We start from the raw sequence: 21,953 nt of genomic DNA, 5'->3' as shown, positions 1-21,953 counted from the left end.
TGAAGAGTCATGCGACGGTCCGGATAGCCGCAAACGCTTTAGAAGGCTTTGATTTACAAGCTTTAATCTTTACTTTAGACTTGGACGAAACGCCTTATACCTGAGATGTCATGCATGCACTCGACCTGCTCCTTGTTCTGATCGTGCTTTTAAGTGCCTTTATGGGTTGGCGGCGCGGCTTTGCCTTCAGCCTGCTCGACCTGATCCGCTGGGTAGGCACCCTGGTGCTGAGCTTCCGGCTATACCCTTCGCTGGCCGACTGGCTGAGCCGCGCCACCGACTGGAACGTGTACTGGATTCCGCCGGTCTCCTTTTTTATCATCGCCATCCTGTCCAGCATGCTCATCCAGTTTGTGGGGTCACTCCTACTCGACCATTTTCCGGAGGAAATGCACACACACCGGGCAAACAAGATCTTAGGAACGCTTCCGGGCTTTTTGAGCGGCTTAATGACCATTGCCATTCTTTCTATTTTGCTGTTGGCCTTCCCTTTTCCGGAGCGGTTTCAGCAATATGTTGAGGGAAGCCGTGTGGCCAGCAAGTTTGGCGAATACACCCATTTGGCCGAGGACGAACTGGCGCCTGTTTTCGACAAGGCCGTCAAACGAACCCTCAACAGGCTGGCCATTGCACCGGAATCGGGGCAGTACATCGAGTTGCCTTTTACAGCCGATGAATATGCACCCAGGCCGGAACTGGAGGCCCGCATGCTGGAGCTGCTCAACAAAGAGCGCCTGGCCCAGGGCCTGCAACCCCTCGAAGCCGATACAGCCCTGACCACCGTGGCACGGCAGCATTCGGCCGATATGTTTGAGCGGGGTTACTTTTCGCATGTATCGCCCGAAGGCGACAGTGCGCCCGACAGAATAAGAGCAGCCGGCATACCTTACCGCACGGCTGGCGAGAACCTGGCCATGGCACCCACACTCGGCATTGCCCACAAAGGGTTGATGGAGTCGCCGGGACATCGGGCCAACATCCTGCACGACCGCTTTGGGCGGGTAGGGATAGGGGTGCTGCACAGCCGCCGGCATGGGCTCATGATCACGCAGAAATTCCGGAATTGACGTATACCTAAAGCTGAGTGGGATACAGACCGATGGGCAAGGCAAGCACAAACTTCACAAGCATCAAGATTGGCAGCGACGAGAGCCGCTCTGTCTTTGTGCTGGATGTGAATAAGCTCTGCTTCGCCACCTACAAACCCGAAACGCCACGGCAAACCGCCAAACTCGTGCTGGACTTCGGCGCCTCCCAGAAAATTTTTGAAAAGCAGGAGGCGGAACAGGTATACCAAGCCCTGTCAGGCCATCCTGCTTTTCAGCAATAAATGTATGGCTAGGCGGTTTGCACCTGTGCCGCTACTCCCTTCTTCTTTTTGGGTTTCTTTCGCAGCTTGTTGATCCAGATAATAGTGCCGGTTACCGGCAGACTAGTCGCAAACAAGCAAGCGAAAAAATAAAGAATTTTAGAGAACAGGCCGTATACCTCCCCCAAGTGAAGCGGTTTGATCAGCGCTACCACCTGCTCATTTAAAGGCTTGTCGGCGAAAAGCTCGACCTGGAGCGGTGTGCCGGTGTACTGGTCGAGCTGTACCTTGTCGGAAGCGGCCAGCGCCATAAAGCCACCCTTGCTTTTGGTAACCACCACCGAACTGGCAGAGTCGGCGGCAAAGGTAAGGCGGGTGTCACCGGCGTAGGCCAGCACGGTGTTCGCCTGCTGCAAATACGCTGCAGCCGACAAGGCCACAGCACCCTGGGCAGGTATAGCCGATGGCAGCGGCTTCTCTTTCCGGCCCTTGAACACCTCCGCCCCCATCACCTGACTGAGCCCCTCTTTGTACCACTCAAAAGACCAGCACAGCCCCGTGAGCGCCATGATCAGCAAAAGAATGGACGAATAGAACCCGAGGGTGTTGTGTAGGTCGTGGTTGAGGCGCTTCCAGTTGCCGTTTGTTTTGACTTTGAACCCCTGCTTCCAGTTTTTGCGCTTCACCGGAAACCAGAGCACCAGCCCTGAGAGCACCAGGAATGCAAAAATGATCGTGGCTGAACCCACAATAATACGCCCGGTGCCATCTTCCATCAATAACCAACGGTGTATTTTCATGACTGTGCCAAAAAACTCCGAAGCCGGGCCTTTTTGCCCGCCCGTCACTTTTCCTGTATAGGGATTCACGTACAGGTTCTCACCACGCTCCTCTCCCGCCTTTTTCACCGACATCACATAGGCGCGGGCTCTGTCTTCAGGTATAGAAATGGCCGTCACCTTGCCGCCGCTCTCCTGCTCCATCCGCTGCACCAACTCGTCCGGCGACATGGCTTTGTTGCCAATGGCAACGGTATACTTGTCAGGCTCCAGCATTTCTTCCACTTCCGTGCGAAAGGTATAAATGGTGCCACTCAGGCAGACAATAAATAGCACGAGTCCGCTGGCTATACCTAGCCATAAGTGGATGTCGTTGAAAAATTTACGGAGTGAATAAGGCTTTTTCATGTGCAAATTTAAGTAAGACTATGTATAATTGAAACACACGCAGCCAAGTCCCGGGACCCCGGCTGCGTGTGCCCTGCTTTCCTTTTTACCTGAATCGGTAGGTCAGCACCGCGCTCATGTTGCGGGGGTCGATGGGGTTGATGAAAGATACGCGGTAGGCATTGTAACCCACTTCATCGAGTAGGTTGTTGAAGAGCAGGCGCACTCCCAGGTGCTCAGTCGCCTGGTAGCTGGCCTGCAGGTTCACGGTGGTGTAGGCTTTCATGTACCAGGGCTCCTGACCCGGCGCTATTTCATGGTAGTCCACGCCGGCGTTGGTCCAGTCGTTGTTCGGGCGACTGCCCACATAGTAAGCGCCACCGCCTAAAGCCAGGCCTTTCAGAGCACCGTAGCGAAAGGTATAGTTGGCCCAGAAGTTGGCCGTCTGGTCAGGCGTGTTGAGCGGCGAGGAGTTGCGCACGAAGGTGGTATGCTCCTTATACCTGGCGTCAATCAGGGCATAGCCCGCAATCAGCTCCAGATTGTCGAGCACACGGCCGGTCAGCTCCACCTCTATCCCTTTGCGTTCGTCGTTGCCGCCTTTCGTGTAGTAAGGCATCTGGATCAGTACCCCGTTGGCGTCGGGCTCCACGGCCTGCAGGTTCATGTTGCGGTTGTTGATTTGGTAGAGCGTCAGGTTGAAACGCAGGCGGTTATCCAGCCAATCGGACTTTATACCTGCCTCCACCTGGTCGATGCGCTCGGTCCCCAGCTCGTTTCCGTCTTTGTCGAGGCGTGTGGCCGTGCGGGGGTTGGTGCTGTTGGTGTAGGATGCAAACAAGTTGAGTCCTCTGAATGGCGAGACGATCAGGCCTGCCATCGGGTTGATGGCCTGCCCGCGTGTCACCACTGCCGTAGCAGAACTGCGACTCTCGGTGGTGCTATAGCGCACTCCGCCAATGGCTTTGGCCCAGTCCGTGATCGTGAGCACATCCTGCAGCATGAAACCCAGACTCGCCTCGTTGCTTGTGGTGGTGGCCGTGATCTTCGAAGCCGGCGTGACAGGCAAGGTGTTGGGAATGGGGTGGAACACATCTATTGTGTCGATGAAGGTAGAGGCATAGGTCGGCAGCTCCAGGTTGACGGTGCGGAAATCGGTGCCTACCTGAAAGGTATGCTTCAGGAAGCCGGTCTGCACGTCCTGCCCAATCAGGTCGAACTGCACAACGGAGTTTTTGTCGGAGCGGTTGGACTGCGTGATGGAGCGCAGCCTTTGATGGGCCGGCAGCATGAAGTTGCCATCGGCGTCGCGCTTGCCCTGCGAGAGGCTGGTGGCCACCTCCGGCACTTCCAGGTTCGAGCGAAAATAGGCGGCCCTGACCGAAAAGTTGTCATTCAGCTTACGATTGAAGCGGGCGGCAAAAGTCGCGTTCTTGGTGGTGGTGCGGTCTGTCTCAAATCCCAGAAACTGTTCGTGCGGCAGATCGAAAATATTGTACTGCTCGTCAGACAAGGTAATTGTGCCGAGGTCGGGGGTACGGCTGTCGTTCAGGTAATCCATTTCCAGGGTTAAGGTGGTTTTGCCATCCGGGCGCCACTCCAAAGACGGATTGAGGTAGAATTTCTCGAAAGAAACATGGGCTCTGTAGCTCTCGGCACGCTCCAGGGCACCATTCACCCGGAAGGCGACTGTTTTCGACTCGTTCAGCGGACCGTACACATCAAAACTAGGACGTACCTGCCCGAAACTGCCCACCCGCAGCGCAGCATAGCCGCCCCGCTCAAACTTGGGCGTTTTGGTCACGATGTTGATGATCCCGCCCGGTCCCCCGATGTCGCCGGCCATGCCTTGCGTGATAGAGCTGGCGCCTTTCATCACCTGAATGCTCTCCACCCCTTCCATGTCAGTCAGTACGCCCGTACCCCTGAAATCGGAGTTGATGCGTACCCCGTTTTTCACGACAGGTATACCCCGGAAACCGCGGGAGGACATACTCTCGCGCCTGTTGCCGTAAGTGGCGAAGTTGTATACCCCCGGTACGTTGCGGGTCACGTCGGTGATGGTCAAAGCTCCCTGTTCCTGAATCAGGCGGTCGGAAATAACGGAAATGCTCTGGATCTGCTCGCTGGGCTTGAGGGGCAGCCGGGTGATTACTTCCAGTTTCTCGGGCTGTTTGTCCCGCACCCCGAACACCTCCACTTCGGCAACCTGATTGGCTTTAGGCGTTAGCTGAAAAACCAGCGTTGCGGTTTCGCCTCTGCGGAGCTCAACCTGCTGCACGGCACTTTCATAGCCCAATAGGAGCACACGCACTTCGTGGGTGCCGTGTGGTAGGTGTTGCATTTCAAAAGTGCCGTCTTCCTGGCTGTTCGTCCCTGCACGAAGGTGCTCGATCACGATGCTGGCTCCGGCCAGGGCTTGCCCACTGGTGTTGGTGACCCGCCCTTTCAGGCCGCTCCCGCCGTAGTGGCGTTGAGCCCAGACTAGTTGCGATAAGATCAAACAGAGGCAGGTAAGTAGAAATTTTTTATACATTGTTTTTATTTAGACTAATTACAAATAATTAACTTTGGCAAAAGTAAACACCCCCCAGGCGGGGTGGGTATCGGAAAAAGGAGAAAGATTAACGGTAAAAGGATTTTATGCGGCTTAGGTCCCTGATAGATGGTGTGGAATTGCCTGTGTGTGATGTCTCGTTTGGGGAAGGCTATACCTCCGGCAGTGAGCTGATCGAGCAGGAGGTATCGTTGCAGCATGCCTCTATCCAGTACCTGCATAGCAAACAGCTCTATACCGAAGGTCTCTGCATTATTGACACCAACATGAACTTTGCCGATGCCGTGCGCGACCTCATCTCGGTGACGGGCGAGTGTGTGATGATGGGCTTCTTTTTTAAAGGCAAGGCCCTGGCCACGATCAATCGTTTGGAGTGCCAGCGGGAGTACAATAGCAACCTGCATTACCTGCGCTATACCCCCACTTTTGAGGGCGTATTCGAAATGCCGCCTTTCGTCGACTTCCAGTACTATGTGATCCTGCTTTCCAAGGCCTTCTATTTCCGCCTGCTCGATCCTGCCAACCAGCTGCACCGCGACTTTGCCGAGCAGGTGCGCCAGGGTATTCCGACCAACCTCACTAACGAAAATCTGGCAATCAGCCCGGCCATGAAACAGGTAATTCACGAGATACGGAGTACCTGCCGCACCGGTCTGATCAAACGGCTATACCTGGAGGCGAAAATCATGGAACTGCTCATGCTACAGTTGGAGCAATTGCAGCCTCTGGCACAGGCCGGGAAGAGCGTGCTGCGCGGCGATGACGAAAGCCGCATTCTGCAAGCCCGCTCCATCATCGAAAAGGACTACGGCAACCCGCCCGGCCTCACCCAGCTTGCCCGCCTGGTGGGACTCAACGAGTTTAAATTAAAGCAGGGCTTTAAGGAGTGCGTGGGTGCTACCGTGCACGGTTACGCTGTGCAACTGCGCATGGAAAAAGCCAGACAGCTTCTGCTGCAGCATCGGGAGTTGCCTGTGGGTGACATTGCCTTACAGGTAGGGTACAAAAGCCCGGCTTATTTCACGGCCGCCTTTAAGAAACATTTTGGTGTGCTGCCGAGCGAACTGCGCCAATAGACTGAAATCGTCCCGGTTTTCCATCATTTCTCCCAAAGGCAATGCTTGGTGTAGCAGATTGTATGAGGTATAGACTCGCTTTGTGATCTCAACTCAGCCAGCTACAAGGTATAGCTTACTCCCAAATTCACATGCACGGTTTGCATGGACTGTTTGTAACGGAACCGCTGCCCTTGCGCATCGCTCACCTCAAAAGTCGGTCGGCTTGCCAGGGTGCCAATCTCCATCGAAAAATTAACCTGTTTGGCTTGCACGCCTATACCTCCCGCTAAACCATAAGCGATGGAAACTGCGCTGTCAGGAGTCCGGGCGATCGGACCATAGCTGGTGTTCACCTGCAGGTCGGGTGACTGGCTGTAGGCCCCACCCACTGAACCCTTTACATAGCCGAAGAAACGCTGCACCTTGCTCTGCAGGTATAGGTCAGCCAGCACAAACCCTGATTGCCAGGCAGAAGCTCGTCTGCTCATCACCAACTCGTCGTCTTCCTGTGCGAATCTGTCCAGATCGAACCTGTTCCAGCGCCAGCCTGCGGTGACTCCCCAGGCTATACCTGGCTTCAGGTCACGGGCGTAGCTGCCCTGCACCATGGTGCCTTTGCTGGCCATGGGAGGAAACTCATCCTCAAAGCGGTCTTTGCTGAAGTCCCCGATCGGCACCGCACTGCCCAACTGCAGCCCAATGCGCTGACCGAGCGGATAAATATCCTGCGCAGTGGCAGAAGCGGCTAAAGCCAGCACCAGCAAAATAACTGAAAAGGTTCGTCTCATATACAGTTTAGTGAAGTACAGGTAGGGCGGCATCAAAAATCATGATGAACTTGTGGACAGCTACCGACAATTAAGGCAACTGGAAATCATAGGTATAGGTCGTGTCCCGCTTTAGTTCGTCGTGATACAAGGTATAGGAAGGGCAGTCGGATGTGGGGCATTCCCCGTTGAGTGGACTGATCACGAGGACGCCGTCCTGGAGTTCCTCGTCGCGAAGCAAAAAGCGGAGGGTATAGTTGCCTTGCTGGTCCGTGCTGACAATGGCCTTCTTGCGGATGGTACCACCGCCTCCGGCCTTGAAGTGCCGCAGGTTTTTCCAGCTGGCCAGTACCTGCATGCCTGCCACGGGTTGGAGGCTACCACTTTTTATGATGCGGCCACTTACCACTGTGCAGGCGCCGGGGCAGTACTTGCTGATGTAGTCCTCTTCTTCTTTGGTGCAGGCTGTGATTAGCCAGAAAGCCAAAAACGAAAGAATAAGGTGGCTGAGGTGAGGCGTTGCTTTCATGTAAGGCAATATATAAAAGCAAGATAGCAAAATTATGTTATCTCATTGTTACTATACCTGCTTTACCATTTTGATGTGGTCGATACCGTCCTCATCGTATACCTCGCTGGACTGCTCAAAGCCGAAACGCTCGTAAAACTTTTTGGCATAAAGCTGCGCCCCGATCCGGATATTTGTCTGGCCGAAGAGGCGATAACACTCCTGAATGGCCATTTCGACCAGCTCTTTGCCCACGCCGGTTCCGCGCACCAACTGACTCGTCACGATTCGTCCAATCGACATCATATCCGGATAAGAAACGCCTGTCGGCACAAGCCTGGCAGTCGCTACCAGTACTTGCTCCTCGTTGTAAAGCAGGATGTGGTGGCACAGTTGATCTTTGTCATCCATGTCAGGGAAAACGCAGTTTTGTTCTACCACAAACACCTCGCTCCTCAGCCGGAGCATATCATACATTTCGTGGGGTGTCATTTCGCCGAAGGCTTTGCAGATCTTGGTAAGGGCCATGCGTGAAGGTATTCTAGGATTCAGAGTATTCGATATCAGCAAATATACGCCAGCCTGGCCTTTTATACCTATCTTTGCGCCATACCTTTTACCCTTATCCTTCCCCTTAGAAAGAGAAATGTTACAGTTCCTTTTCAATATCATTCCGCTGGCCTTGTTCCTATACCTGTCCCTTAGCCTGATGGGCCTAATCAAACTCAACGAACATACTGCCTTCCTGGCCAAAGCCACGTTCTTCACCAAATTCGCCGTATATGGCGGCACCATCGCCTTCGCCATCATGACAGTGGTGGATCTGATGAAGTAGTCTCCTTAATCGCCGTTCACTTTCTCATACCGCTCGGCAATTTCCGAGGGTTTTACTTCCCGACCGTGCTCATTGGCGTAGGCCTTTGTCACTTCGGCGCCCAGCATCAGAATCACCGACGAATAGAACACCCACAGCAACACGATCACAAAAGAGCCCGCAGCAGCGTAAATCCCCACCACCTTGATATTGCTCAGGATATAATCTATGAGCTCCTTGCCAATCAGGAACAGGATGGAGGTAATGATGCCACCGGCCAGGGCGTCACGCCAGTTGATGGAGGCGTCTGGCAGAATCTTGTGGATGGCCGTGAAGAAGAGCAGCACCACCAGCAACGAGAGAGCAGCCTTTATCAACCTGATGGCCGACGATAGATGCTCTTCCAGCAAATCATAGAGCTGGTCGCTGAAAACCAGCAGGGCCGCATCCAGTAGCAGACTCGACAGCAGCAGAAACCCCAGACCTGCCACTATGGCCAGGGTCACCAGGCGGTACTTCAGAAATTTAAGGTAATTCACATTGTGCTTCACCCTGATCTTCCAAACCGAGTTCAGGGCCTTCTGCATGATAAAAAATATGATTGTGGCACTTTTGGCTGTAATGGCAAACCCAATGAGCACGCTCCAAAAGCTCATTGGCATCTCCGTTACATTGCGCAGGATGTCGTCCACCTGCCCGCCCACTTGCTCACTCATCAGTTCTTCCATCTGTCCCACAATCTCTCTCCGCACGGTTTCTTCGGCAAAGAAAACAGAGCCTGCCAATGTGAGCACGATCAGGATAGCGGGCAGCGAGAAAATAGTAAAAAAGGCGATCGCAGCACTGTACACAATCGGCTCGTTCTGCTGGAAATTGCGCACGGATTCCTTCAGGATTGCGATGGTTTTTTCAAAGAAATTTCTGTTTTGCCTCATCTGGTACTTCCTCACCGACGCGCATAAAGTGTCGCCCGCATAACGATAACGGCCGCTCCGTGCTTTAGTTAAAAAATAAAGCGGCAGGAATTGCGCAGTAACCTGATCCCCTAAAACGCAAAAAAGCCTGCCCCTTTGCAAGGGCAGGCTTTCAGTATGATTTCTGACAGTGCTTAGTAAGCCCGTACCGCCTTGTTCTCCACAAAGTTCATGAAGGCACGGTTTACCACGCGGGTACCGCCCGGGGTCGGGTAGTTGCCGGTAAAGTACCAGTCGCCCTTGTGGTTCGGGCAGGCCAGGTGCAGGTCTTCTATACGCTGGTAAATCACCTGTACTTCGGCGTTTACATCCGGTGCCTTCACAATCTCCGATACCTTGGCGGAGAGCTCATCGTGCGTGAACAGGTCAAACAGTTCTTTCACGAAGTTGGTCTCCATGAAGGCTGGTGTATGCTGTGCCTCTACGCACTTGTCGTATACCTCGTCGATCTTATGGTACAGGCCGCGGTCCTTCAATAGCCCCAACATGGCACGGAAGGCCACAAACTCCTTCACGCGGGACATATCGATGCCGTAGCAATCCGGGTAGCGTATCTGAGGGGCGCAAGACACGATAATGATCTTTTTCGGCTCCAGCTTGTCAAGCATTTTGATGATGCTCTTCTCGAGTGTGGTACCGCGCACGATCGAATCGTCCAGCACCACCAGTGTATCAATGCCTTTCTTCACCACCTCGTAGGTGGTGTCGTACACGTGCGTTACCAGGTCGTCGCGGCTGTCGTTGTCGGTGATGAAGGTGCGCAGCTTCACGTCTTTTATCACCAGTTTCTCGGCGCGGGGCTTGTATTGCAAAATCTGGTCGAGTTCTTCCTCGGTGAGATCCTGGTTCAGGATGGCCTTGCGGCGATAGGCACGCAAATGGTCCTCAATCCCTTTCATCATGCCCAGCCAGGATGTCTCGGCTGTGTTCGGGATATAAGAAAATACCGTGTTTTTCAGGTCAAAGTCGATGGCCTCCAGAATCTGCGGACAAAGGCGACGGCCCATATTCTTGCGCTCTTCATAGATTTCGGGGTCGTTGCCGCGCGAGAAGTAGATGCGCTCAAAGCTGCAGGAAGTTTTCTCCAGCTGTGGCAGGATTTCCTTCAGTTCTGCATTGCCCGCTTTGTCTACGATCAGGGCATGGCCCGGCGTAATCTCCTGGATGGCGCTGTACTCTATGTCGAAGGCCGTCTTGATGGCTGGCTTCTCAGAGGCAATCACCACGACTTCATCGTCCATGTAATAGTAAGCCGGGCGGATGCCGTGCGGATCGCGCACCACAAAAGATGCCCCATAACCTGTGAGACCCGCCATGGCATAGCCACCGTCAAAGTCCTTGCAGGCCCGACGCAACACGCGCTGCAGGCTCAGGTTGTCTTCGATCAGGTGGGTGATCTCCTTGTTTGTGAATTCGTCTTTGTAAGACTCGAACAGCATCTGGTTTTCTTCGTCCAGGAAGTGGCCGATCTTTTCAAGTACGGTAATGGTGTCGGATTTTTGTTTTGGGTGCTGGCCAAGTTCGATCAGTTTCTCAAACTGCTCATCCACATTGGTCATGTTGAAGTTACCGGCCACGGCCAAACTGCGGCTGCGCCAGTTGTTGTCGCGCACCATCGGGTGGCAGTTGTCCACGGTGTTGACGCCGTGCGTGCCGTAGCGCAGGTGGCCCAGGTATACATCGCCCAGAAAAGGCAGGTTCTGCCACACCCAGTTAGTGTCGCGTGCGAGTTCGGGCTGGTCTTCTTTCAGCTTCTTGAACTCCTTGCCGATCTTACCGAAAATGCTGTCAATGGCGCGGGTTTTCACAGAGCGGAACCGGCTGATGTACTCCATACCTGGTCCGGCGTTTATTTTGATGCTGGCAACTCCAGCCCCGTCCTGACCGCGGTTGTGCTGCTTTTGCATGAGCAGGTACAGCTTGTTGACGCCGTACATGGGGGTGCCATACTTCTCAACGTAATACTCGATTGGTTTTCGGAGCCTGATCAGGGCTATTCCGCATTCGTGCTTGATAGAGTCGCTCATAGGGCAAGTAAAGTATCTAGGCCAGTAGTTTCTCGATCCAGTGCAGCAGCAGGTCAGGTTTAAAGAACAGAACCAGCAGCGGCAGACCAAAGAAAACCAACAGCAGCTTATTTGACAGTGAAATAACTAAATTTTCTTCAGTTTGATTCCTTTTCAGGAAAAGGTAATAGGGTATTTTGATATAATAGAACAGCGCCACGCCCGTCAGCAGTATACCTCCCACCAGCAAAACCAGCAACAGCGGCTGCCCTGACAAGGTATAGGCTTCCCAGACGCTACTGAAAACAAGGAGCTTGCCCATGAAACCTGCCAGGGGCGGAAGTCCCGTGAGCGAAAGCAGGTAGAGCAGCGCCATAATACCGGCAAAAGGTGCCTGTTTGCCCAGACCCTGAAAATCTTCCAGTTTCTTCACCTGCCATTCCTCTTCCGCCATTTGCAAGAAAAGGAACAGGCCAAAATTCATGAAGAGCAGCACGGTCATGTAGAACAGGATACTGGAAGTGTAGTTTGTGCCGAAAGCCATCAGCCCCATCAGCAGAAAACCGGCATGCGATACCGAGGAGAAGGCCATCAGCCGGCGCGGTGTCCGCTGCCACAGGGCGGTCAGGTTGCCGACCGCCAGCGTAGCAAGTGCCGCCACCCCCAGGAAAAGCTGTATGTCCCCGAACGAGGCAGCAATGGAAGGATCGCCGAAGGCAGCCACAAAGCGCAGGATCACGATGATACCGGCCATTTTGGGACCTGTCGAAAACAAGGCGACCACCGGCATCGGTGCGCCCTGGTACACATCCGGTGCCCAGAAATGAAAAGGTGCCGCCGATATCTTAAAGAAAAATCCGGCAAAGACCAGAATGGCCGCTAACGTCACCATCAGTGTGTTGGCATCGAGCAACGACTGCCAGAACGAAACCAGGGTATAGTCGAGGGAGCCGGTCAGCCCATAGAAAAAGGACATCCCGTACAGCATGACGCCAGCCGACAGGGTCCCGTAAAGTACATATTTAAGACCGGCCTCCACCGCCCGCTTTTCTTCCTTTAGCGTGAGGGTAAGTATGTAGGACGCGATGGACACGACTTCAATGGCCAGGAAAACCATGAGCAGGTTCACTGATTTGGCCATCAGGTTAAGTCCCAGCACCAGCATCAAAAGCAAAGCATAGTACTCTCCACGTCCCTCGCCCTGTCTTCTCTTTTCGATCTTACGGTTCTGCAACGAAAGCAGAATGGTGCTTATACCTGCCACACTGAATAAAATGCTTGCATAGCGGGCCAGTCCGTCGGAGCGCAGCAAATTAAGAAACTGCACGCCTTCTGACGCTGGAGGTCCGATAACCTGTAATATAAGTGCAGAGAAAAGTCCGGTCAGAGCCAGCCAGGGCAACAGCCTTTTGATGGTCTTTGATTTGAAAAGGTCCAGCGTGACCAGCAGCAGGAAGAAGCCAGCCAGCAGAAACTCTGGCAGCAGCGTGCCTGCACCGGAGATGATGCTGTCAATGGCTTGGGTGAGTTGTGCCGCTTGTTCCTCCACGGGTTAAGGAATGATCGTAGATAAAACCATGTTCAACTGCTCCTGCCCATTGAGAAGCACTAATTCTGTGAAACCTGATACGGCTATACTTACCTTGTCGAGCAGCAGGTGCGGGAAGATTCCGAAGAGCAGCGCCAGGATTGCCAGCGGCACCAGCATCAGGTACTCACGGCGGTCCAGGTCAGAAATACTGGCTTTCTCGCGCAGCTCCGGGAAGATCCAGTACTTGCCAAAGAACATGCGCTGCAAGGCCCACAGGTAATAGGCAGCCGCCAGCAGAATGCCAAACACCGCCACAATCGCCAGCCAGCGCGGCAGCATACCAGTGGCCTCGGGAGCACCGAAGCTACCCAATAGCACCAGCAACTCCGCAATAAAGCCTGAAAAGCCCGGCAAGCCCAGCGAAGCAAAGAAAGCAATCACCACAAAGGCGGTATAGGCCGGCATGCGTTTGGCCAGTCCTCTGAAGTTCAGGATCATGCGGTCGTGTGCCCTGTCGTAGATCACGCCCACCACCAGGAAAAGCATCGCCGAAATGATGCCGTGGCTGAACATCATGTAAATGGCGCCGTTCACCCCCTCCGCTGTGAGCGAGGCAAGCCCCAGCAGCACGAAGCCCATGTGTGACACCGACGAGTAGGCGATCAGTTTTTTGAGGTCGTTCATGGCCAGGGCACAGAGCGCACCATAAATGATGGAAAGCACGCCCAAACCGCCCACCAGCGTAGCGAAATAAGCCCCCGCATCCGGAAAGACAGGGTATACAATGCGAATCAAACCATAGCCGCCCACTTTCAGAAGCACTGCGGCCAGCAGCACCGAAATCGGAGTCGGCGCTTCCACGTGCGCATCCGGTAGCCAGGTATGCACCGGCACCGAAGGCACCTTGATCAGGAAACCGGCGAACACCAGTAGGAATGCCACAAAACGGATTGGCAGATCGAACAGGCTAACGCCCGACAGCACATGCAGCAGACTACCCGGTATAAAGTTGGCCGGCTCCATCATGGCCGGTATGCTGAACGTACGGACGATATCGGCATTACTGATCACGCCTTGTTGCAGCATCTGCTGCACCTGGCGGATCACGTTGGCATCGGCAGGTATGCCTTGCCCGATCAGGTTCATCTGCCAGGCTGTCGCCTGCGGATCAATAACGGAGGTATAGAGCCCAATCATCACGATCAGGATGAGGAGCGACCCGACCAGGGTATAGATGAAAAACTTGATAGCGGCATATTCGCGCTTCGGTCCACCCCAGATGCCGATCAGGAAATACATGGGCAGGAGCATGAACTCGAAGAAAAGGTAGAACAGGAAGAAGTCCAGCGCCAGGAAACAGCCCATCACGCTGGTCACCAATAAGAGGTATAGCAGGAAATAGCCCTTTACGTTTTTATTGATGGTCCAGGAGGAGATTACGCCGATGACGCCAACTATACCTGTCAGCAGCACCATGCTGATACTCACCCCGTCCACGCCCACAAAATACTCGATCTGGAAGCGCCCCAGGCTGCCCAGCGAAAAGCTGATCCAGTCCAGCTTCTCCACAAACTGGTAGCCGGTGTGTCCGTTGGCGGGTGCTGATCCATCAAAGCGAAGGTATAGCAACACCGACAGGGCCATCTGCACCAGCGTACCCAACAGTGCTGTCACCTTCATCGGTTTTTGCAGACGGGTAGGCATCAGCAACACGACAAGCGCTGCCAGCAAGGGGGTAAAAATAAGGCCAGAGAGTATAAGGTTCATCAAGCTAAACGCTGATTTAGTTAAGAGTTATGAGTTGAGGGTTTACAAACCCTTGACTCTTGCTTTTGCCTTTTGGGCTAGTTGCTGTTCTATCTCACATATTTCAGGTTTTTATACCTGCATGTTGCGGACCTGGAACTGCTGTATCAATCAAAAAATCCCGATCCGACACTCTACATTGGAGAAGCTTGCACACCTCTCCCATTTTCAAATCTTCAAATCTGCAAATTCCCAAATTTTAAACCTGCTCGCGAAATTAACATCAATTCAGCATGATGTATAGTATTATCAGAATAAATCCGAAAAGGGAGTAAGCATAGTAGGACTGCACCTTTCCATTTTGCAGGTTGCGCCCAATGCTTCCCAGCACTTTCGAAAGTGCCCCGATCAGCCACACGCTACCATCCACCACCCAATGGTCGAACCACTTCACGATCTTGGCAAACACCACCAGCCACTTGCTCGCATACTCCAGGGTATAGTCGATCACGCGCTTGTCCAGGCGGTAAAGCATGCGGGCCAGCCAGATTGTCGGCTGCACCAGCGTCCGGTTATACACGGCGTCCAGGTAAAAGTGATGATAGGAAAGACGGGCCAAGGCTCCCTGCGGCATTTCCTGCAACAACAATGCGCCACCCCGGTTTCTGTACCTGCCAACGGCCAGGGCTATACCTGCCACGCCCAACAAGGCGGACAAAATTCCGATGACCAGGTGAGCTGTATCATTGGCGGCATCCTGTGCTGCCACGGCCTGTACCAGACGGTCGGCCAGCAAAGTACTTTTTGGGGTGAGTACCTCTATCCCTATACCCCGCATCACCCAGCTACCGGAAAAGGCCAGCGGATTCAGTGAGAAAAATATGCCTAACGAAAGTATCGCCAGCAGCACAACCGGCAACAGCATCACCCGCTCCACCTCCTGCCGAACCGAAAACCGGAGCGACTGCACGTCAAACGGCAACCTGAAACTCCCAAAGAATATAAACCACAGATGCCTGCCCATGTAATAGGCTGTGAGCAGCACTACGACAAACCCGATGACCGGCACAATGTAATACAGACTATTTCCGTTAGCAGCGCTCATCGTCTGCGCCCAGGCCCAGCTCCCGGAAAGGATGGCGTCTTTTGACAGGAAACCGGAAAATAGCGGCAACCCGACAAGGGCGGCGGCGGCCAGCAGGTAGGTATAGAAAGTAAGCGGCATGGCCCTGCGCAGTCCGCCCATGTTGCGAATATCCTGCGGGTCGGCATCACCCGGAAGGTGTGCGTGGTGCAGGCCGCGGTGCATGGCGTGTATGATAATACCAGCGTTGAGGAAAAGGGCCGCCTTGAAAAAAGCGTGCGTCGTCAGGTGGAAAAGCGAGGCATCATGCGCTCCCGTGCCCATCCCCATCACCATGTACCCCAGTTGGGAGATCGTGGAGAAGGCCAGCACCGCCTTGATGTCGTATTGTGTGAGTGCAGCAATGGCACCCAACAGGGCTGTGATGGCCCCGATGACTGCGATAACCGTGAGGGCATCCACCGTGAAGAATGGGTAACAACGGGCCAGTAGGTAAACACCGGCCGCCACCATCGTCGCGGCGTGTATAAGCGAGGAAACAGGCGTTGGCCCCTGCATGGCGTCCGGCAACCAAACTTGCAGCGGAAATTGCGCCGACTTGCCCACACAGCCCATAAACAACCCAAGCCCCGCCAGGGTCAGAAACACCGGACTCAGCTCCACCAACCAAGGTTGCCCGTTCAAGGTATAGCTGAGCGAAAAAATCCCATTAGACCATTCCCCCGCCCCAACCAGGGTGCGCAGGGCTTCCAAATCGAAGGTCCGGAAATAGGTATAGAAAGCGAATAAGCCAAGCAACAGTCCGATATCTCCTACCCTGTTCACCAGAAAAGCCTTCTTGCTGGCGGCCACGGCTGCCGGTCGTTGGTACCAGAAGCCTATCAGCAGGTAGGATGACAGGCCCACCAGTTCCCAGAACATAAACAGCAGCAGCAGGTTATCGACGAGTACAATGCCAAGCATGCTGAAGGTGAAAAGACTCAGGTATGCGAAGTAGCGGCTATACCCTGCGTCGCCTTTCATGTAACCCACCGAGAAAACCTGGACAAGCAGCGAGACAAAGGTCACGATGAGCAGCATCAGCACCGTCAGGTTATCGAGCCGGACGCCGGCCGTAAAATCAGCCACGTAGTTCGACGGAAAGCTGAACCAGATGATCCGGCTATGGAAAGTCGCTGTGTCCCAGGTCTGGGAAAACAGGTATAGGGAGAGCGCAAAAATCACCCCTGTGCTTCCTATACCTAGCCAATCGCCTTTGCGCGCCAGGTGCTTGCCCCAGCCGTAAAGCAAAGCGAAAGCCAGCAGGGGCAACAATAGCACCACCAGTGCAAGGGTGGTTTGTGTCGTACCGGCCAATGGTTTCAGAAGTGCCGAAAGCTCCAAGGTGTAGGCTATGTTTGGGTGTAACAGTAAAAGCGTGGGCACGCCAGTTTTGGCAAACCTCATTCAAGCCGGCAATTTACATATATTGTGCTAATAATATACGGTATACCTGCAGGGTTTATACCAATTTGCACCAGCGCCCACTGCCCACAACCGTTTACCGCCTCCGCTTCTATGCGATGGACCCGTATCAATAAATTTCAATTTTTGTAAACAATCAGGGGCCTGATTCGTTTTGTATGGTATTGTACCATCAAACAAATAAAAAAACTATGGACACACAAGATTTGAAAAAAGAAGCACAAGACCTCAAAAACAAAGCAGACCGTTTCAACCCGCAGCACAAAGAGGGACCAGTGGCAACTGCTATCGAGGAATATACCGCAAAATTACCCTCTGACACGTTCCTTTGGGCTGCATTAGGCTCAATGGCTGTATCGGCCACCCTGAAAATCATGAAAAAGGACGAGGAGGCTTTGTTTGTAGGCCAGTGGGCGCCCTCTTTCCTGTTGCTGGGCGTTTACAACAAACTGGTGAAGCAATTAGGACACGACTAATGCGCGGTTCCTAACCGATATAAATAAAAAGAGGGAGCACAGGCTCCCTCTTTTTATTTATATCGGTTAGAGAAATTGTTTTTTTGATCAAAAATCGCCTCAGCCAACGGCAAAACACAAGCCTAAAACAAGAATAAGTATTACTTATTTCTTAAACTTCAGAAATTTTACTTTTTTAATATAAAAGTTAGTAAAAAGACTTTTAAGTTTTCATATATTTGCAGCGGCTAAAAGTTGAAGGTTGCCTTGTGCAACTTTTCTGAGGCGAGGCTCCCTTACGGGGGCCTTTGCTTTTTTAGCGCTACCCGGTACAGTTACACGAGACTTGGCTCAACAGTTCCAAAACTGTCATTCCCCTCCAGTGCATCACAATATTTTTTCCGAAGGTTTTGGATGCCATTCCAGTCGATCACATCCTCTTCGCTGCAAAGTGAACTAAGGCTTTCTTTAACGGAATTTTCAGAAATAAACATTCTGTCCTGATAAAGACCATTGGCATAGAAACGGCAATAAGTCCGGCTCTCGTCTGCTTCGGTCAATACAATTAAGTCGCAAGTCTGGAGCTTACTTGAAAAAAGTGAGTATTCGTCCATAAGGGCAATCAATATAAGGCAATTTATTTGTAGAAGGGCGCTAACACAGAACGCTGGTCTTTAGCTCCCCTTTTGTCATTAACTCAAGCTATACGGCAGCCTGTTTTAAAAAGTTGTAAACAGTCGCGTATTTTTTCGGATAACACAAGACCACCGCATGACAACGGAGCTACCGCTAAAAGGGTAAGCCGCAAAGATCAATACGGAAAGGCACAGTTTGAACCCCAGGATACCACAAACAAAAAATCCCTGCAAACCATCGTCTGCAGGGATTTTTATAGAAGCGTCGTAACGCAGATTTTAATTTATTTCTTAGACTGCTTGCCTGGCACCGGGAACCCACGGTCACGCATCAGCGCATCGATCTTGGCATCCCGGCCACGGAACTGACGGTAGGCGTCTGCCGGGTCCATGGAGTTGCGTGGCGCAAACAGGTATTTTACTAGTTTAGCTGCCACTTCGGCGTCGTAGAACCCGCCTGGCGCCTCTGCAAAGGCCTCAGCAGCGTCAGAGGTCAGCACGTCGGCCCACAGGTAGCCATAGTAGCCTGTAGCATAGCCCTCACCCGAGAACACGTGACCGAAGTGCGGTGAACGGTGACGCATCACAATCTCCTTCGGCATACCCAGTTTGTTGAGTGTTTCCTTCTCAAACTTATCCGGATCCAGGTTGTTCGGGTCAGCCAGGTGGAAGTGCATGTCCATCAGGGCAGAAGCCAGGAATTCAGTTGTGGCGAAGCCCTGGTTGAAAGTAGATGCCTTCTCTATTTTGGCGATCAGCTCCTTCGGCATCGGCTCTCCCGTTTTGTAATGCTTCAGGAACTGGTTGATCACCTTGTCGGTAGACAGCCAGCGCTCCAGCAACTGCGACTGGAACTCAGTGTAGTCACGCACGCCACTGTTGAGCGTCGGGTACTTCACGTTAGAAGCCAGGAAGTGCAACGCATGGCCGAACTCATGGAAAAAGGTCTCGGCATCGTCCCAGGACACCAGTACCGGCTCACCGGGAGCAGGCTTCACGAAGTTGGAGTTGTTGGAAGAAAGCACAGTCTTCTTGCCGTCAAAAGTCGTGTGGGCGCGGTAAGTCGTAGCCCAGGCACCGGAGCGCTTGCCCTGACGAGCGAACGGGTCGAGGTACCACAGGCCAATGTGCTCGCCTGTCGTCTTGTCGGTCACTTCCCATACCTTCACGTCTTCATGAAATACTGGTACGGAGCCTTCGGCCACCGGCGTGAAATTAAAATTAAACAGCTCACCAGCCGTGAAGAAGATGGCTTGTGTCAGGTTGCCCAGTTCCAGGTACTGCTTCACCTCGTCGGAGTTCAGGTCGTACTTCTGCTGACGCACTTTCTCGGCGTAATAGCGGTAGTCCCAAGGCTCGATCTTAATCTTCGTCTTGCTGGTTTTGTTCGCCAGCTGCTGCATATCGGCCACCTCTTCTTTAGCACGCGCAATAGCCGATGGCCATACCGCCATCATCAGATCCATTGCCGCTTCCGGCGTCTTAGCCATACGGTCCTGCAGTCTCCACTGGGCATAATTATCGTAGCCCATGAGCTGCACGCGCTCACGGCGCAGTTTCAGGATGTCGACGATGTTTTGCTTGTTGTCGTTCTCGTCGTTGTTGTCGGCACGCGAGTAATAGTTCTTCCATACCTTCTCACGTAGCGCACGCTCATCCGAATAGGTCAGGAACTGATCCATGGAAGAGCGCGTGTTGGTCACCGCGTACTGGCCTTCCTTGCCACGGTCAGCGGCAGCTTTGGCAGCAGCCTTCACAAAAGACTCCGGCAACCCGCTAAGCTGGGCTTTGGTGAAGTACACCACATACTTTTCCTCGTCAGCCAGAATGTTGTTAGAGAACTTCGTGTAAAGGGTAGAGAGGTCCTTGTTGATATCAGCGTAACGCTTCTTCTTCTCAGGGCTCAGGTTGGCACCCTCCATCTCGAAGCCTTTGTATACCAGTTCCACCACACGCTGCTGATCGGCGGAAAGTGGGTTTTTCTGGGCATTGTCATACACAGTTTTGATACGCTGGAAGAGCTTCTCGTTCTGTGAGATCTTCGAATTGAATTCAGAGATCTTTGGAGCCATCTCCTGCTGTAGGGTACGGAACTCAGGCGTAGACAAATTGCTGCTCCAAATACCGTAATACGTAAACACCCTGTTCAGCTCATTGCCGGCCCTTTCCATCTCTTCGATGGTGTTCTCGAAAGTGGCGGGCTGCGGATTGTTGGCGATGCCCTCTATTTCGGCCAGGTTCAGCGCCATGGCTTTCTCCATGGCAGGCTTCAGGTCAGCCAGGTTCATTTGGTCAAATGCCGGCACGCCACCGTAGGGGCCTGTCCATTCTTTCAGCAGCGGGTTGGTTTCTACCTGCTTTTGCTCTGTGGCAGCCTGGGTGTCCTGTGTCTGCGGGGTCTGCACCGAGGTACAGCTCGCCAGCGCCAGCAAAACCAGTATACCTGACTTTTTTCCGGTTAGTATGAATTGGTCTTTCATAGAATTTTAGTGGTGAATGAGAAAATTTCAGCCCAAGATACAAAAAAACGGGCAGACTCCGTTATACGCCACTTACCCGGCACGACGCTAAAATAGATAGGTGCTTGGCCGCTTCCTCAAAACAGAATGCACGTATAAGAAACCAATAAGAATACAGCACACATGCAAGACCGCCCTTTACGAGACAAAAAAGCCTTACAGCAGCTTTACAACACAGTATTGCCAGAACTGGCCAAGCATATCCACCAGCACCTGGCGGATGTCATCGCCCTATTTCATGATTTCAGGCTGGAGCGGCTCCTCGATACCTGGACCCGCGAACCGGGCACTGACGCAAAAGCGGAGATCAGCATAGAGCAAGGCAATATACAGCAAATGGGGCTTCGGCTGCGGCTGGAAGGCTTTGAGCGGGTGGGTGCCGATAACTTTGACCTGACCAAGGACCTGCTCTTCAAGCTGGAGCGAAATTTCTATACCGTAGGACCGGACAAGGAAAACAATTGGCTTGAAATGGATTACCTGCAACACTGGGACAATGCCGCATACGAGATGGTGGCTGAAAAATGGGTGGAGCAACTCATCGATGACCTGACACAGAAACTGGAAAACCTGGCCACTTGATATGAAAAGAATTCCTGCCTGCCTTTCGGCCACCTGGCTGTTTGCCCTCTTCCTTGCCTTGCCACTGGGCGCCTGCCAGGCACAGGAAACCAATACCCAATCCACCGCCAGCGGGTATAGCACCAAATCGGCCGCCCCCGGTGGCACCGGCAAGGTATACATGGGGCGCGAGATTGCCGCCATCATGACCACGACCGGCGGCAGCTGGCTGGACCGGGACACACGGCAGGAAGAAGAAAATTCAGCTTTGACAATTAAAAACATGGGCCTGCAACCCAATAGCGTGGTCGCCGACATCGGGGCTGGCACTGGCTTCTATACCTTTCAGATCGCGCCAAAGGTGCCCGAGGGCAAGGTATACGCCGTGGAGGTACAGGATCGGTTTATCTCCTCCCTGAAAGAAAGGCAAAAAAAACTAGGTGCTGCCAATGTGGAAGTAGTGAAAGGCGGCAGCCAGTCCATCAACTTGCCGGACAACTCCGTGGACATCGCCCTGATGGTGGATGTGTACCATGAGTTGGAGCACCCCCGCGAAATGCTGCAGGCAATCCGAAAAGCCCTGAAACCGGACGGCAAGCTGCTGCTGCTTGAGTACCGGGCCGAAGACCCGGATGTGCGGATCAGAGCACTGCATAAAATGAGCGCGGCCCAGGTCCAAAAGGAGTTGGAGGCGAATGGCTTTCAGCTACAGCGCCGGGAGGACTTCCTGCCGATCCAGCATTTCCTGCTGTTCGAAAAGAAATGAGCTCCGAGGTATAGGACGGCAGATTTTCAGGAA

At 53.2% G+C, this 21,953-nt stretch carries 19 protein-coding genes; 7 read left to right on the top strand and 12 right to left on the bottom strand.

The window, feature by feature from the left end; all coding sequences use genetic code 11:
• Positions 1-110 precede the first annotated feature (110 nt).
• Both H9Q13_RS08055 and H9Q13_RS08050 read left to right on the top strand, forming a co-directional pair.
• Positions 111-1,067: a CvpA family protein gene (locus H9Q13_RS08055; RefSeq protein WP_191183241.1), complete on the top strand. Its 957-nt coding sequence runs from the start codon at positions 111-113 to the stop codon at positions 1,065-1,067.
• A gap of 17 nt (positions 1,068-1,084) precedes the next feature.
• Entirely contained in the window at positions 1,085-1,330 is a 246-nt protein-coding gene (locus H9Q13_RS08050) for a hypothetical protein (RefSeq protein ID WP_317173883.1), read from the top strand.
• 8 nt (positions 1,331-1,338) lie between these two features.
• Here the strand turns inward: H9Q13_RS08050 and H9Q13_RS08045 are convergent, their stop codons facing one another.
• Together H9Q13_RS08045 and H9Q13_RS08040 are read right to left on the bottom strand one after the other, a co-directional pair.
• The gene (locus H9Q13_RS08045; RefSeq protein ID WP_191183240.1) at positions 1,339-2,496 is read right to left on the bottom strand and encodes a PepSY-associated TM helix domain-containing protein; all 1,158 of its coding nucleotides are present in this window, start codon (positions 2,494-2,496) and stop codon (positions 1,339-1,341) included.
• A gap of 85 nt (positions 2,497-2,581) precedes the next feature.
• Positions 2,582-4,978: a TonB-dependent receptor gene (locus H9Q13_RS08040; RefSeq protein ID WP_224744146.1), complete on the bottom strand. Its 2,397-nt coding sequence runs from the start codon at positions 4,976-4,978 to the stop codon at positions 2,582-2,584.
• A 140-nt stretch (positions 4,979-5,118) separates the two neighbouring features.
• Between H9Q13_RS08040 and H9Q13_RS08035 the strand changes: the two genes are divergently transcribed.
• Entirely contained in the window at positions 5,119-6,108 is a 990-nt protein-coding gene (locus H9Q13_RS08035; RefSeq protein WP_191183238.1) for a helix-turn-helix transcriptional regulator, read from the top strand.
• A gap of 101 nt (positions 6,109-6,209) precedes the next feature.
• Here H9Q13_RS08035 and H9Q13_RS08030 read toward each other — a convergent pair whose 3' ends face one another.
• The 3 genes from H9Q13_RS08030 to H9Q13_RS08020 all read right to left on the bottom strand — a co-directional run bounded on the left by H9Q13_RS08030 (position 6,210) and on the right by H9Q13_RS08020 (position 7,893).
• Positions 6,210-6,878 carry a hypothetical protein gene (locus H9Q13_RS08030; protein WP_191183237.1) on the bottom strand — a complete coding sequence of 223 codons (669 nt, stop codon included), beginning with the start codon at positions 6,876-6,878 and terminating at the stop codon, positions 6,210-6,212.
• A 70-nt stretch (positions 6,879-6,948) separates the two neighbouring features.
• Entirely contained in the window at positions 6,949-7,386 is a 438-nt protein-coding gene (locus H9Q13_RS08025; protein WP_191183236.1) for a carboxypeptidase regulatory-like domain-containing protein, read from the bottom strand.
• A gap of 51 nt (positions 7,387-7,437) precedes the next feature.
• Positions 7,438-7,893, bottom strand: coding sequence for a GNAT family N-acetyltransferase (locus tag H9Q13_RS08020; RefSeq protein WP_191183235.1), 456 nt, complete (start codon positions 7,891-7,893; stop codon positions 7,438-7,440).
• A gap of 118 nt (positions 7,894-8,011) precedes the next feature.
• Between H9Q13_RS08020 and H9Q13_RS08015 the strand changes: the two genes are divergently transcribed.
• Positions 8,012-8,200, top strand: coding sequence for a hypothetical protein (locus H9Q13_RS08015; RefSeq protein ID WP_191183234.1), 189 nt, complete (start codon positions 8,012-8,014; stop codon positions 8,198-8,200).
• Positions 8,201-8,205: 5 nt separating this feature from the next.
• Here the strand turns inward: H9Q13_RS08015 and H9Q13_RS08010 are convergent, their stop codons facing one another.
• From H9Q13_RS08010 to nuoL, 5 genes are all read right to left on the bottom strand, one after another.
• Positions 8,206-9,114, bottom strand: coding sequence for a YihY/virulence factor BrkB family protein (locus H9Q13_RS08010; protein ID WP_191183233.1), 909 nt, complete (start codon positions 9,112-9,114; stop codon positions 8,206-8,208).
• Between the two features lie 173 nt (positions 9,115-9,287).
• A complete protein-coding gene (locus tag H9Q13_RS08005) occupies positions 9,288-11,180 on the bottom strand; it encodes an amidophosphoribosyltransferase (RefSeq protein WP_191183232.1) in 1,893 nt (630 codons plus the stop codon).
• Positions 11,181-11,196: 16 nt separating this feature from the next.
• Entirely contained in the window at positions 11,197-12,708 is a 1,512-nt protein-coding gene (locus H9Q13_RS08000; protein WP_191183231.1) for an NADH-quinone oxidoreductase subunit N, read from the bottom strand.
• A gap of 3 nt (positions 12,709-12,711) precedes the next feature.
• Positions 12,712-14,457 carry a complex I subunit 4 family protein gene (locus tag H9Q13_RS07995; protein ID WP_191183230.1) on the bottom strand — a complete coding sequence of 582 codons (1,746 nt, stop codon included), beginning with the start codon at positions 14,455-14,457 and terminating at the stop codon, positions 12,712-12,714.
• A 262-nt stretch (positions 14,458-14,719) separates the two neighbouring features.
• Positions 14,720-16,966: an NADH-quinone oxidoreductase subunit L gene (gene nuoL / locus H9Q13_RS07990; protein ID WP_224744145.1), complete on the bottom strand. Its 2,247-nt coding sequence runs from the start codon at positions 16,964-16,966 to the stop codon at positions 14,720-14,722.
• A gap of 209 nt (positions 16,967-17,175) precedes the next feature.
• Between nuoL and H9Q13_RS07985 the strand changes: the two genes are divergently transcribed.
• Entirely contained in the window at positions 17,176-17,460 is a 285-nt protein-coding gene (locus H9Q13_RS07985; RefSeq protein WP_191183229.1) for a hypothetical protein, read from the top strand.
• A gap of 314 nt (positions 17,461-17,774) precedes the next feature.
• Here the strand turns inward: H9Q13_RS07985 and H9Q13_RS07980 are convergent, their stop codons facing one another.
• Entirely contained in the window at positions 17,775-18,053 is a 279-nt protein-coding gene (locus H9Q13_RS07980; RefSeq protein WP_191183228.1) for a hypothetical protein, read from the bottom strand.
• A gap of 305 nt (positions 18,054-18,358) precedes the next feature.
• On the bottom strand, positions 18,359-20,554 hold the full coding sequence (locus H9Q13_RS07975; protein WP_191183227.1) for a M3 family metallopeptidase: 2,196 nt from the start codon (positions 20,552-20,554) through the stop codon (positions 18,359-18,361).
• 162 nt (positions 20,555-20,716) lie between these two features.
• On the opposite strand from H9Q13_RS07975, the gene H9Q13_RS07970 reads away from it, so the two are divergent.
• Together H9Q13_RS07970 and H9Q13_RS07965 are read left to right on the top strand one after the other, a co-directional pair.
• Positions 20,717-21,175 (top strand): hypothetical protein, encoded by a 459-nt coding sequence (locus H9Q13_RS07970; RefSeq protein ID WP_191183226.1) that lies wholly within the window; start codon positions 20,717-20,719, stop codon positions 21,173-21,175.
• Position 21,176: 1 nt separating this feature from the next.
• Entirely contained in the window at positions 21,177-21,920 is a 744-nt protein-coding gene (locus H9Q13_RS07965) for a class I SAM-dependent methyltransferase (RefSeq protein WP_191183225.1), read from the top strand.
• Positions 21,921-21,953: the final 33 nt, after the last annotated feature.

Source organism: Pontibacter aquaedesilientis, assembly GCF_014773225.1.
Taxonomy (GTDB): Bacteria; Bacteroidota; Bacteroidia; order Cytophagales; family Hymenobacteraceae; genus Pontibacter; species Pontibacter aquaedesilientis.
This window is presented reverse-complemented; position numbering and strand designations above follow the sequence as displayed.